Raw genomic sequence first — 13,729 nt, 5'->3', positions numbered from 1 at the left:
TTAAACGTGTTAACGTTGACGACGAATGAAACGGAGGCGGCAATGGTATGGCTCAGCAAGCCCAGGTACACAATCAACAAAGCACAACCAGTGATAAAGATCAACGCTCACACACATGGAAGTTATGGGTGTTGGCAACGGTCCCTTTTATTATGGTTCTCGGTAATTCAATGCTAATTCCCGTTTTACCCAAAATGATGAAGGTGATGCATTTATCCCTGTTTCAAGTCGGGTTAATCATTACAATTTTTTCCATTCCTGCGGGTATTATCATTCCCTTTGCCGGCGCCTTATCTGACCGCATTGGACGCCGTGTCATCATGACCCCGGCCCTGTTAACCTATGGCATTGCAGGATTAGGAGCAGGAATATCCGCCTGGTTAATTCCTAATCCTTATTATTGGATTATGGGATTTCGGTTGCTTCAAGGTATCGGAGCGGGAGGAACCTACCAGCTAGCGATGGCAGTGGCCGGTGACATGTTTCAATCCGAAAAGCGGGCCGGCGCATTAGGCACGCTGGAAGCGGCCAATGGGTTGGGGAAGGTCATTTCCCCTATTGCAGGGTCCGCTCTCGCTTTAATCATCTGGTTTGCTCCCTTTTTTGTTTACGGCCTTCTGTCATTCCCCATTGCAGCAGGAATTTGGTTTTTGATAAAGGAACCCAAAAACCAAAAGGCTCAAGGGGGCCTTGGTGAATACTGGCAAGGATTAAAAACCACTTTTGCGACCAAGACCGCATCCATTCTCACCACCTTTTTAGGAGGTTCCGTGGTTCTTTTTATTTTGTTTGGTGTTCTGAGTTATCTCGCTGACATTTTAGAAAAAGATTTTGGCTATGGAGAATTTACGCGCGGGCTCATCATTGCGATTCCTGTCCTCGCGTCTGCTGTCACTTCGTATGTGTCCGGAACGGTCTTACAAAAGCGTTTGGCGCAATGGTCGCGTCCCATTGTCGTGATTGGCATGGGTCTTATTGCCTTAGCCATGGCCATAGAGCCTTTTTTTGCAACAACCAACCCGTTTTTAGCTATTGCCGTTTTGGTTTTTCAAGGGATTGGAACCGGTAGCGTCCTGCCGTCGATAAATACCCTCGTTACCAGTGCCACCACATCTAAAGAACGGGGCGTTGTGACAAGCCTCTACGGAAGCGTCAGATTTTTTGGGGTCGCTATGGGCCCGCCCATCTTTGCTATGGCAATGTCACATCGCTATCTCACCTTTTGGGGAGCGGCTGTTCTGGCCGCCATCACAGCTGTACTATCATGGTTCTTTATTAACGAAAAACAAATGTTGCCTAAATCAATTCGCGGAGGCGGCAGCGGTGGTGGCGGACAACCTCACCATAAAGAGAAGACCCAATCTCCTAAAAACTCTGCGCGTTCTCTCCGGCCATCGCGTTCACCCCTTCGCTAAATTAGAACGAGTTTGATAATTTGGTAAATCATTCTGATTGAATGCGAAGAGATTCCCAAAGGTTTCCGGATTAAAAAATTCACCGCGAGTCATACTAACAACACCACGCAAACAAGGAGGTGAAAACAATGGCACGAGGCAGCAACACCGGCAACCGCGCCTTGGTACAAGGAGCACAAAAGGCTCTTGACCAGTTCAAATATGAAGTCGCTCACGAACTGGGTCTGCAAGGCGTTGAAGACGGCTACTGGGGTGAAATTCCCGCCCGCCAATGCGGAGCGGTGGGAGGACACATGGTGCGCAAAATGATTGAAATGGCCGAACAAAACATGGCAGGTCGCACCAACCGTTAATCCTTCGAACTCGTCAGTAGCGTATAAAAATGGACGGGAAACCGTCCATTTTTTTGTTGTATGTTAAGACCTATTTACTTATTATGTAAGTATTCTTTTACATATAAGGAGATGGATAATGACACATAAAAAGTTTTATACGCTTTTGGTATCCTTCAGTTTCTTAGGCATCCTCACAGGGTGCGGCACCTCTTCATCTATTAATGCGCCGCATACCTCTTCTACCGTCCATGTCGCCTACGCGGGATCCTTAGAGCTTTTAAATAATCAATTTCTTGGTCCGGCTTTTGAAAAGGCCCATCACATTCATTATCAAGGACAAGGAGGAGGATCCTACGGGATCGCCCATGAAATTGCTGCAGGCAGCATTCCCGCTGATGTCTTTGAAAGTATCGGATATGGTCCCATAAAAGTTCTCGAACCCGCCAAAACCTCATGGGCCATCGCCATCGCTTCGAGTCCCCTGGTTGTAGCCTACAATCCACATTCCCGGTTTGCTCCTGAGCTTAACCAAATCCGCAGAGGGCAAAAGCCCTTGAAAGACTTGTTTGAACTCATGGCCCAAAATGGTTTTAAGTTAGGACGGACTAATCCTAACACCGATCCTCAGGGCCAAGCGTTTGTCATGGCCATTGAGTTGGCCCAGAAAACCTATCATTTGTCTCCGGATATTGTTTCGCGCATTTTGGGGCCAATAAATACCGGAGGAGAAATTTACACGGAAGAGGGCATTTTATCCCTGCTTCAATCAGGAGGGTTAGATGCTTCCAGCGCCTTCTTGTCCGAAGCTATCCAACGCCATCTAGACTATATTATGTTGCCACCAACCTTAAACTTTGCCGATCCGGCTTTGGCATCCTGGTATCATCGTGTTCATATTACGCTCTCAAATGGAACGGTCGTTTACGGCACGCCCTTGACAATCGATGTCACCACAATAGGTAAACCCGCGAATCCCAACGCGACCCAGTTCGTCCAATTCCTGTTGTCCAAGACAGGACAACGCATTTTTCAGCATGAGGGTTATCATCTGTTTTCGCCTTATGTGATTGGGAAGTCTGATGCTCTTCCCCATGCCCTGCGCCAGGAATTACATCATGCTTAGAAAAGCAGCTTGGGGAATCAGTATGGCGGTATTAATCGTCGCCGCCTTACCAGTGGTCCTATTATTTTTAGAAGGCGCCCGATTTTTTAGCAGGGCAATCCAATCTCCAGGCGCTTTATCGGCATTGTTCACGACCTTGACTTCAGGACTCATCGCCCTAGGACTATGTTTTCTTTTGGGGCTGCCGACCGCATATTGGTTGCGCAGCCAGTCGTCTCCCATTATTAAACAAGTGGCTGCAGTCCTCTTAGTGTTGGCCTTATTAATGCCGCCTTTGGTGCTGGGATTGGTATTAGCCTTTGTTATGGCACCGACAACCCTGATAGGGTCTTGGCTCAACCTTATTCACAGCGCTTCCAACAGTTTTCCCGCTCTCGTTTTGGCTGAAATCTATGAAGCGCTTCCCTATTTCATACTCACAGCATGGAGCGCTTTCAATATGATTCCCCGGCAATGGGAAGAAGAGGCCTGGAGTCTTCATAAAACACCATGGCAAACCTTTCATTTCGTATTGTGGCCGGCGTCAAGGCCGGGCCTCATGACCGCAACGGCCATGGCGTGGGCCAGAATTGTCGGCGCGTTTGGCGCCCCGGTGGTCGTCGCTTATCATCCTACGGCCTTGCCCGTCCAAATCTGGATCACGATTGAGGAATCTGGTCTACCGCAAGCTCTGGCGTTAGCGTTGTGGCTTGTTCTCATTGGATTACCTCTGCCGGCATGGCTTACGTGGCGAAAAGGAGAGATCTCATGACGCTTAAAGCTTTATTCCGTGGCCACAAATTCCTCCAAGGGGAGAGTGAATGGCACGAGGGCCTCCATGCCATTATTGGACCTTCCGGGTCTGGAAAAACTACACTATTACGACTATTGGCAGGTCTCGGTGAGAGCACTCCCTATATTGATTTGAATCATAACGTGTGGCAAGATGGCAAAAAGCATAGCCCTGCCTATCACCGCCCTATATGCTACGTGCCTCAGCATCCTAGTCTGATTCCTTTTCGCACCATTCGGCAACAAGTCCAATGGGTGATGGCCGAATCTTTTGAACCGGCCGTCTTAGCCCACTGGGCCGATCGTCTCGAAATCCTTTCCCTATTAGACCGCTATCCCCAATCTTTATCGGGAGGCCAGCAACAACGTGCTGCCGTACTGCGTGCTTTAGCCACCCGCCAACCCGTGCTTCTTTTGGATGAAGCCTTGTCTCAAGTCGAAGAACGGATTCGGCGGCAATGTTTACAATGGTTCCGAAACGAACCGCCCGTTCCATGGATCTTCTATTCCACCCATCAATTACAAGAAGCTCTCGCTTTTAGCGATACGATTACAGTTATCGTGGATGGCCAGGTGTATTCCCCCCTGTCGCCCGATCAGTTGTTGAAACATCCCCCTACTGCTCAAATTGCCTGGATGTTGGGTTACCGGGGCAGTTTCCGGCTAGACGATAACCGTCACGTACTCCTGCATCCTGCCCGGATTTTGATTGGCGCCTATCCGGAGCAAGGCCTCGTTTTAACGGCTCGCGTGGACATCTATCCCCAAGAATATAGCCTTAGAAGTCACTGGATTATCAAGCGCCATCAGCCTTATTGCGAACAATGGGAATGGGATCTCCCTCAATACCCTGCTATTTTACATGCAGACGCGATTACATTGATTGATCCACCTTATGTTTCTTACGAGCTTTCTCCCCAGGAGGTGTTAACGAATGTCTCGTCTATCGCTTGGTAACATGATTCGACTCGAGCGTCACCGTAAACAACTTACGCAGTCACAGTTGGCCGCACTCCTTGGCATCTCCCGGCAAACGCTGATTCATATGGAGCAAGATAAAGTAAGTATTCCCTTTCATATTATGGTACGCTTGCAAAAAATCCTTGATTTGTCTTTAGATAATTTGGCAACCCTTCTTCAGGTGCCGGATTCGTGGAGTTGGTTTCCGGATCCTCCGACTCATTCTGGCCCGGTTGTAGCGGCTATCGTTTTCGATCAGCTCATTGTGGCTCCCACATTGTCCACATTGACCCAAGATGCGAGTAACGGATGGTGGGATGCTGCCACGCATACGATTCATTGGTATTCGCAAGAGGCGGTGGTCTCTCAAATCTTTGTAGCAGGTTGTGATCCCTTTTTACCCTGGCTGGTGCGCAGTTTCCATGAAAATCACAGCGCTTTTCGTTTAATTCCCTTTTCCATGTCGAGCCAAAAGGCCTTTAACGCCTTACGTAACGGATTCGTACATCTGGCGGGTTCCCACTTGTATAGCCCTCAACACCGCAAATATAACCAATTAAGCACAGACCAAGAAAAATGGGCTTATACCGGATATCTTGAGTGGGAAGAAGGCCGGGTATTTTCTAATAAAGATTCCAACCCCTTATTTTGGGCATTACGAGAACCAGGCAGTGAAGCGCTAGCTCTATGGGAAAGACAGCATAATGTCGAGTCAAATTCCTATCATATTCAACACTTTTTGTCCCATCCCGATTTGATTCGATTTGTGCAATCCTCCGGTATCCAAGGCGTGTCTATAGGAAGTCTTGCTCATTTATACGGATTGTCGTTTGAACCCTGGGCACTTGAACAATATGAGTGGATTTGTCATCCCGATGCGGTAAACACTCCCTGGTTTAAGGCATTTATCAGCGTCCTTCAACAAACGTCTTTATCCCAACAGCTCGCGGTTCTCCCTCATCAACGATGTTTTAACTGGGCACAGGTTCGCACGGATTAAGCCCACTCGCTCCGGTCCAAATGAGGCTGAAGAGCACGATTCAACGACTCAGCGAGCACATCCGCCATATCATTGATTAACAGATCAATTTCTTTGGGGGTCACCATCAATCCACCCAAACGTTCAGCTAAGACTTCTTGCATCAAGCCCTTTTGATTGGATTCGCCCAGTTCCTCTAAAATTTTGTAAAATTTCACATCATCCGCAAGTTGTTGCGCTAAGATGTGCACGGCTTCTTCTGCGATGCTCATGGCTTGCACCACTGTACAGACTCCAATAGCCAATACGGGAACACCAACCGATTCTTGACTTAAGCCTTGGCGCCGGTTGCCGACACCAGAACCCGGATGAATACCGGTATCCGCAATCTGTACGCTGCCTAATAGCCGGTCCAGGCTTCGTGCAGCTAATGCGTCAACTGCAATAACAAGATCAGGATGAGTCTCATCCACAATGCCTTTGATCATATCAAGAGTTTCTATCCCTGTAGTGCCTAGCACTCCTGGTGCAACGGCCGCAACGGGTCGCATGCGTTCTCTGACGTCGTCAGGAACAATATCGCTAAGATGCCTGGTAACGAGAATCCGTTCGACTACACGAGGCCCCAAGGCATCTGGCGTGGCATTCCAATTGCCAAGGCCCACAACGAGTACCGTGTTATCCACGGTTTTGGGAATTAAATCTTTGATTTGCTCGGTGAGCACCCGGGTTAATTCCTGACGTAATGACGCATCCCGGTCGCGAAAATGCGGCACGTCTAGGGTCACGTAGTGACCTTGAGGTTTTCCCATTAAATGAGCTCCCTCATCAGTAAAAATTTCGACTCGGGTAATCTCTACCTGATGATCTTGTTTGTGATCGACCCGAACACCGGGAACTTCTTCATGGGCATCACCCCGGACAATATCTCGCGCCTCAATCGCCATGTCCGTTGTCACCTGAATGGGACGGAAATTCGCCACCCGCCATTCGCCTCCTTGCTGCGATTAAACCTTAGACTATGCGCTCTTACGGCAGTTTATGCGTTAGTCTGACACTCTTCGCGCGATGACGAGCCCAAGGCATGACTGCGGAGGCCAACAATGTTAAATCACGAAAGGCAATAATGGGCGCTGGCACAATATCCACAAATTGTTGCAAAAAAGGGCTGTTAGTCGTTCCCAACGCTAACCATCTCATCGCTAAACCAAAATCCAAGAGCCCCGCGGCATTAGCGGTTAACAACAACGGGATGTTAACATCGATCCACAAAATGGCATAATAAACCCATAACATGTACTGGGGACTATAGACTTTGTTACATAAGAACCACCAACTGAGTGCCGCAGTGCCAGCCTCAACCGCATCCAATCTTCCTTTCCATAACAGCGCCAAAAATACCAAACCTCCGGCCAAGGTCAAAACCGCACTGAGCAAATTCACCGTATCAATATGCAGTATTCCCATTTGAAAAAGCCATTGATAGATGCCTGGGTCAGGACCTCGGCCACTGTTAAAGGTAAAGAATTCCGACCATCCCTCCTCGGCGAACAGTGCAAACGGTAAGTTTATCCCGATACCAGTTAAGGCAAATCCCCAAAAAAACTGTTTCATGTGAGCGCGGTGGTATTTTTGGTATAAGGCCACCGCCATATAGGGAAATAACACCACCGGAAAAAACTTGGTCACAATCCCTAAACCTAAAAATAAGCCGGTGTGAAACCAGCGCTGCTTGCGCCAAGAGGCAATGGTCAATCCCCATGTCAACAGGCCCAGCATGTCCCAATTTAGCATCCCAAACACCAACAATAAGGGAGAAAAGGTAAACCACCATGCCGCTTTATCTCCAGCACTTTGGCGGAGAAGATACAAGGCACCCACAAAAGCCGCCATTAAACCAAGGCCCGACCCGACAAAATATCCCCAAAATCCCGGTAGCCATGACATTGCCGACATATAAAGACCAATGAGAACCGGATACTCAATAATATTTTGAAAATATGGGATGGTATGAAGAAATAATCGCCGGGCCCCATACAACGCCACCACGTCGGAATAGGCCCAATGAAGAAAACTGTAGGAATAATAGCTGACATTGGGATGCCCTCCTGGCAAGAGAAAATTCGGGGGCGCAATATGTATCATGTTCATCGTCATCAAGATGAGACCTGGGATCATCATCCAGACAAACTTATGTTTGGGTTCACTCAGAGCTTCTGCCTCCTCTAGCCATAGCGTGATGAATCCCACAACTGTCATCATACCGCATTACTACCGGATTCCCCAATGCCGTCGCCTGTAATTCTTGAACACTGAATTCGTTTTTGCCGGGACAGACGTGGCAATATCAGTCTCAGTGCATCATAAAACGTAGAGGAGGGATGGACATGCGCAAAAGACGCTCCTTGTGGTGGGGCACATTAACATTGACAGGAGCCGCCCTGGCATCCCGCGGACTCGGGTTGATCTACCGTATGCTGTTAGCTCGTTTTTTGGGTTCAGAAGGTTTAGGATTTTTTCAAATGATTTTCCCGTTTTATATCGCGTTGGTCACGTTGGCTATTGCCGGTACCCCTATAGCCGTATCCCAGTTGGTCGCTGAAGAGCATGTGAATCGCCCGCTATTAGTCCGGCGGGCACTGACGGTGGTATTTTTCACGAGTCTGCCGTTGATTGCTTTTGTGATAGGAGGAGCGAAACCCTTAGCCATGCTCCTTTATCACGATATGCGCTTTGTTCCTCTGCTGATCACCCTGGCTCCCGCCCTCATTGCCGTGGGCTTTTCTGCAGTCTTGCGCGGCTATTTTGTGGGTGTACAGCGTCTTGCTTATCCGGCACTATCGCAAGTTGCCGAACAATTAAGCCGCGTCGTCATCCTCTATACAATTCTCAATGTGTTCGGCCAACACGCATTTAGTAATGCTCCCTTAGTAGCGGTCGCATTAATTCCCCTCGGCGAGGGAATTAGCCTGATCATTTTAGGATTGGCGTATTATCGTTCCCTGTCAGGCGATTCTTTGTCAGCCACTAAACCCATCTACATATCCCAAATTCTGCGCTTGTCCATTCCCGTCACGTTAAGCCGCCTATTAGGATCATTGGTGGGTGTCATCGAAGCTTTTCTCATTCCGTGGCGGCTAGAAATGGCGGGTATGAGCACATATAACGCCATTCGCTATTTTGGTCAATTAACGGGAATGGCACTCCCTCTTATCCTCTTCCCAACGGCATTGTCAATGGCATTAGCGACCAATCTCATACCAATAATTGCTCAAGCCCAGTCACATCAGGATCAAAACAGTATCCAATTGGTCTTGGTGGAAAGTTTAAATACTACCGCGTTGTTCACCATTCCGGTCACAATTTTCCTGTTAGCGTTTGGAGTGCGCCTCGACGACCTCTTCTTTCATGCCCACATCCCATCCAATTTATTTTATCCGCTGGCCGTAGGAGGATTTTTTCTGTACTTTGACATTACTTTAGCTGGCGCTTTACGAGGCTTAGGGCGAACAGACCTTCCCATGCGCAATGACTTGATTGCCAGCGGGATCGAACTCGCTCTCATCTGGCTATTCACCATGCATCTTGAGTTGGCACCCCATGGCATCGCTGTGGCCATTGCCATCGGTTTTGCTGTTAGTCCCATTTTAAATACCTTAAGCATCCAACATTTAACCCATATATCTATTCCCTGGTTTCGTATTGTAATTAGTCCCCTGATGAGCACGATTCCGGCACTTATGACCCTTATTCTTTGGAACCTATGGAGTTTGCCGTGGCATATTAATCCCTTAATACACCTTCTTGTAGGTATGTTTCTCACCCTGGGCACCTATGGCCTCTCTCTGACTATGACAGGCCAGTCTCTTAAAACATGGATATAAGAGACCCGATGGAGGGGTCCCTTATATCCAGTGTCACAAAAAAATATTACGGGTTTAAGAGTTCGTGAAGATAAGGGGCCATGGCTTGTCTAGATAGAAATGCTCCCGTATATACGGCCAATATTTTTCCACTGGAACTGATAAATACCGACGTGGGCAAATACTGAACTCCATAAGACGCTGCCACAGAACCCTGACTATCCAAAAGCACGGGATAATTCATTTTCTTTGCAATCATATATTGAGTTACGGTAGAAGCTGGCTGTTGAATGGCGACACCGTAAATATCGATGCGATTGCCATATTGGCTCTTCACTTGCTCGATTTCGGGAATTTCTTTTTTACACCATGGACACCATGTAGCCCAAAAGTTCAGCCAGACTGGATGACCCCGCAGCTGAGCCAAGGTTACAGTATTTCCTTGCGTTGTCTTCAATGTAAAATTAGGAGCAAATTGACCCGGCACTAATCCTGACTGAGGCGTACCTGCGCTTGTACTCGCTTGCGTTGTCGCTTGCGACGCTGTCGATGTATGAGGCTTTGGCGTTGCCGTCGGGTGGGCCGTCGAATGGCCCACGATATAGCCGCCATAAATAAATGCCCCAAACAACACGCCCCAGCCCGCTACACGCTTGAGGGAAACCACCCGATTCCTCCTTTCTCGCTTTTGCATCAGGGAAGAGAATGCCTAATAGACCGGTGCATCCGCCACTTTCGAAATATCAAAGCGCAATTCGCCATTGACTTCATCCACGGTAACCGTTTGCTTTCCAACCAACTCACCGTCCAACATCTTCATAGCCAAGGGATCTTGCAATGTACGCTGAATTAGCCGTCTCAATGGTCTTGCTCCAAATTGAGGGTCATATCCCCGCGCTGCTAACCAATCAATAGCTTTTTCCGTAACGTTAAGGGTTATATCCCGATCTTTCAACCGATTTTCAATATCTTTCAAATTGAGCCGGACAATCATCCGAAGTTCTTCTTGGGTGAGTCGTGAGAATGTAATAATCTCATCAATCCGGTTCAAGAACTCGGGTCGGAATGCTTGATGCAGCACCGCGTCTAGTTGTCGTTGACGCTCTTCGGGATTATCTTCTTCCAAAATAATCTGGCTCCCCAAATTTGACGTCATAATGATAACCGTATTGCGGAAATCCACCGTACGTCCCTGGCCGTCCGTTAAACGCCCGTCATCCAACACTTGCAATAAAATGTTAAAGACCTCCGGATGAGCTTTTTCGACCTCATCCAATAATACCACCGAATAAGGCCGTCTCCTGACTGCTTCGGTTAATTGCCCACCTTCTTCGTAACCGACATATCCTGGAGGAGCACCCACTAAACGTGATACGGTGTGCCGTTCCATGTATTCGGACATATCAATACGGATTAAGGCATTTTCGTCATCAAACAGAAATGCAGCTAACGCCTTTGCCAATTCTGTCTTCCCCACACCCGTCGGTCCCAGGAATAAGAATGAACCCATTGGTCGTCTGGGATCGGATAAGCCGGCACGGGCACGACGAACGGCATTGGACACGGCTTCAACCGCTTGTTTTTGCCCGACCACGCGTTCTCCCAAACGTTTCTCCATCTCAACCAACTTGGTTCGTTCACCCTCCAAAAGACGCGTAACTGGAATACCCGTCCATTTGGCCACAACCTGGGCGATGTCCTGTTCGGTCACTTCTTCTCGTAACAGGCGATCGGACCCCTCCAGCATTTGCAGCTGTTTTTGAGCCTCTTCCAATTCCTTTTGAAGACTCAACAACTTCCCATAACGCAATTCCGCCGCTCTGGCCAAATCGCCTTCTCGTTCTGCTTGCTGTTCTTCAATACGGGTTTGATCAATCTCTTGTTTGATTTGATTCACTTTAGCCACTTGAGCCTTTTCTTTTTCCCAACGAACCATCAAGGCATCCCGTTGTTCACGAACGTTGGCCAGTTCTTCTTCTAGCTGTTGCAACCGAGCTTTAGAACCCGGGTCGTCCTCTTTCGATAAGGCTTCCCGCTCAATTTCCAGTTGCAAACGGTGCCGCTCCATTTCATCTAATTCCTCTGGCATACTATCCATCTCCACACGGAGATGGGACGCCGCCTCATCAATGAGGTCGATGGCTTTGTCCGGAAGATATCGATCGGTAATATAGCGATGACTCAAGCGTGCCGCAGCAATAAGAGCACTATCACGAATGCGCACACCATGGTGCACTTCATAGCGTTCTTTTAGCCCGCGTAATATTGCGATCGTGTCTTCTACACTTGGTTCATCAACATAAACCGGCTGGAACCGGCGCTCTAACGCCGCATCTTTCTCGATATACTGGCGATATTCATCAAGGGTGGTAGCGCCTACCGCACGTAATTCCCCACGCGCTAAAGCAGGTTTCAAAAGGTTAGCCGCATCCACAGCCCCTTCGGCTTTCCCTGCTCCTACCAGGGTATGTAACTCATCAATAAATAAAATAATCCGTCCTTGTGCCCCTTCAATTTCTTTTAACACGGCTTTTAGTCGGTCTTCAAATTCGCCCCGAAATTTACTTCCAGCGATTAAAGAACCTAAATCCAAGGCCAACACGCGTTTGTCTTTGAGACCTTCGGGAACGTCTTGTTGTACGATGCGTTGCGCCAATCCTTCAACAATTGCGGTCTTCCCGACCCCTGGCTCCCCAATCAGCACCGGATTATTCTTGGTGCGCCGGGACAACACTTGGATCACACGACGAATTTCCTCATCCCGACCAATCACGGGATCTAACTTCCCTTTTCGGGCGAGATCGGTTAAGTCCTTACTATATTTCGTTAATGCTTGATATTTTTCTTCGGGATTTTGGTCAGTCACGCGGGCTTGACCGCGAACATCCCGAAGAGCCATCAATACCGAATCACGCTTCAATCCATAATCGCGCAAAATGCGTCCTGCTACAGTTTCTGGTTGTTCGACCATTGCCAACAGCAAATGCTCAGTAGAAATATATTCATCCTTCAGCGCATCAGCTTCTTTTTCCGCATTGTCGATAATCCGGGTCAAACTTTGACTTAAATAGGCTCCCGGTTGCGTTCCGCTGACCTTGGGCAATTTTGCAATTTCCCGTTGCACAGCCTGTTCCAAGGCCGCAAGGGGAATCCCGACCTTCTCAATTAAAGGCCGGACAATTCCATCGGGTTGCGCCAAAAGAGCCGCTAACAGATGTTCCGGAGCAATTTCTTGATTTTGCATATCACGCGCGATATTTTGAGCTTCAGACAAAGCTTCTTGAGATTTGACCGTCAACTTATCGAGGCGCATGGATTTCTCCCCCCACTTCTTTATGATTGGCGCGGAGCTGTTGATAAAGTTTGTCGTCTTCAGCAGTAAACGGTTCAGGGAAACGCAAGGTAACTTCTAATAGCAAATCACCCTTAATACTTGTCCCTCTTTGGGGCAAGCCCAAGCCGCGCAAGCGTAACATTTTACCTTGATTCGTGTGGGCCGGCACTTTAACCATGACGGTTTCCCCCACTAAAGGCTTCACCGGCACTTCACCACCTGTAGCGGCCAAGGGCACCGGCACCATGAGTCTGCCGATGAGATTATTTCCTTGTCGGACGAATCGTGGATGGGGCGCAATTTCGACACGCAGACGGGCATGATTTCCTACCCGGAGTACCGATCCCGCTTCTATTCCAGGCGGAATCGTAACTGCGAACTTTTTGGGCTCCATCACTTGTCCCAATCCTCCACACCGAGGACAATCGGGATTGGTTCCATGGCAAACAGGACAAATTTGTGGCTCGGAAACCGTTAATTGGATAGTATCTCCACGAGCCACTTGTTCTAAAGTTAAGGTCACTGTTTCTTCCGGAACATTCTGAGTCCGGGTTCTGGTTGTGAACCCGTTATCCGCACCGGCTTGTGAAAAAAGATCCTCAAAAATGCTTCCCCAATCTCCGAATCCTCCATCAAAGGTCACGCGTTGATAACCCGGCCCTTGACTGCGAGCTTGACGATGGGCATACCCCAAACGCATTTGATCATACTCTCGGCGTTTTTTGGGATCAGAAAGCACTTCATAGGCTTCATTAATTTCTTTAAATTTATCTTCTCCGGCTTTACCGCTCACGTCAGGATGATATTTACGCGCGAGTCGTCGATATGATTTTTTGATTGTCTCTTGATCGGCTTTTTCATCGACTTCGAGAATTTTATAGTAGTCCTTCGGTGCAGCCATGGTCCGTCACCTCACCTCGGCAATCAGAGGGCTGGCTCAAAGCCAGCC

The 13,729-nt window shown here is 48.4% G+C and carries 12 protein-coding genes; 7 read left to right on the top strand and 5 right to left on the bottom strand.

Annotated elements, in window-relative coordinates:
• Positions 1 to 47 precede the first annotated feature (47 nt).
• The 6 genes from AOA63_RS04855 to AOA63_RS04830 all read left to right on the top strand — a co-directional run bounded on the left by AOA63_RS04855 (position 48) and on the right by AOA63_RS04830 (position 5,604).
• Positions 48 to 1,415 carry an MFS transporter gene (locus AOA63_RS04855; protein WP_053958644.1) on the top strand — a complete coding sequence of 456 codons (1,368 nt, stop codon included), beginning with the start codon at positions 48 to 50 and terminating at the stop codon, positions 1,413 to 1,415.
• 128 nt (positions 1,416 to 1,543) lie between these two features.
• A complete protein-coding gene (locus AOA63_RS04850) occupies positions 1,544 to 1,768 on the top strand; it encodes an alpha/beta-type small acid-soluble spore protein (RefSeq protein WP_020374687.1) in 225 nt (74 codons plus the stop codon).
• 118 nt (positions 1,769 to 1,886) lie between these two features.
• Entirely contained in the window at positions 1,887 to 2,873 is a 987-nt protein-coding gene (locus AOA63_RS04845) for an extracellular solute-binding protein (protein WP_053958643.1), read from the top strand.
• A complete protein-coding gene (locus AOA63_RS04840) occupies positions 2,866 to 3,624 on the top strand; it encodes an ABC transporter permease subunit (RefSeq protein WP_053958642.1) in 759 nt (252 codons plus the stop codon). Before AOA63_RS04845 ends, AOA63_RS04840 begins: the two co-directional genes overlap by 8 nt.
• The gene (locus AOA63_RS04835; RefSeq protein WP_053958641.1) at positions 3,621 to 4,601 is read left to right on the top strand and encodes an ATP-binding cassette domain-containing protein; all 981 of its coding nucleotides are present in this window, start codon (positions 3,621 to 3,623) and stop codon (positions 4,599 to 4,601) included. Before AOA63_RS04840 ends, AOA63_RS04835 begins: the two co-directional genes overlap by 4 nt.
• Positions 4,579 to 5,604 carry a substrate-binding domain-containing protein gene (locus tag AOA63_RS04830; protein WP_082343749.1) on the top strand — a complete coding sequence of 342 codons (1,026 nt, stop codon included), beginning with the start codon at positions 4,579 to 4,581 and terminating at the stop codon, positions 5,602 to 5,604. Before AOA63_RS04835 ends, AOA63_RS04830 begins: the two co-directional genes overlap by 23 nt.
• Here the strand turns inward: AOA63_RS04830 and gpr are convergent.
• A complete protein-coding gene (gpr, locus tag AOA63_RS04825; protein ID WP_082343748.1) occupies positions 5,601 to 6,566 on the bottom strand; it encodes a GPR endopeptidase in 966 nt (321 codons plus the stop codon). The genes AOA63_RS04830 and gpr overlap by 4 nt on opposite strands.
• 46 nt (positions 6,567 to 6,612) lie before the next feature.
• On the bottom strand, positions 6,613 to 7,845 hold the full coding sequence (locus AOA63_RS04820; protein ID WP_242848275.1) for a glycosyltransferase 87 family protein: 1,233 nt from the start codon (positions 7,843 to 7,845) through the stop codon (positions 6,613 to 6,615).
• A gap of 125 nt (positions 7,846 to 7,970) precedes the next feature.
• Here AOA63_RS04820 and AOA63_RS04815 point away from each other — a divergent pair, with 125 nt between their 5' ends.
• Entirely contained in the window at positions 7,971 to 9,467 is a 1,497-nt protein-coding gene (locus AOA63_RS04815) for a polysaccharide biosynthesis protein (protein ID WP_139061498.1), read from the top strand.
• A 46-nt stretch (positions 9,468 to 9,513) separates the two neighbouring features.
• Here AOA63_RS04815 and AOA63_RS04810 read toward each other — a convergent pair whose 3' ends face one another.
• The 3 genes from AOA63_RS04810 to AOA63_RS04800 are packed head-to-tail and all read right to left on the bottom strand — an operon-like array spanning position 9,514 to position 13,681.
• Complete coding sequence (locus tag AOA63_RS04810; protein WP_171822610.1) at positions 9,514 to 10,113, bottom strand: TlpA family protein disulfide reductase; 600 nt, start codon at positions 10,111 to 10,113, stop codon at positions 9,514 to 9,516.
• Between the two features lie 42 nt (positions 10,114 to 10,155).
• Positions 10,156 to 12,759, bottom strand: a complete 2,604-nt coding sequence (gene clpB, locus AOA63_RS04805; protein WP_053958637.1) for an ATP-dependent chaperone ClpB — start codon at positions 12,757 to 12,759, stop codon at positions 10,156 to 10,158.
• Entirely contained in the window at positions 12,746 to 13,681 is a 936-nt protein-coding gene (locus AOA63_RS04800) for a DnaJ domain-containing protein (RefSeq protein WP_053958636.1), read from the bottom strand. The genes clpB and AOA63_RS04800 overlap by 14 nt, the downstream gene beginning before the upstream one ends.
• Between the last annotated feature and the right edge of the window lie 48 nt (positions 13,682 to 13,729).

Origin of the sequence: Sulfobacillus thermosulfidooxidans, from assembly GCF_001280565.1 — a bacterium.
GTDB lineage: Bacteria > Bacillota > Sulfobacillia > Sulfobacillales > Sulfobacillaceae > Sulfobacillus > Sulfobacillus thermosulfidooxidans_A.
Note: the sequence above shows the minus strand (reverse complement) of the source record. Positions and strands in the feature narration are given on the sequence as shown.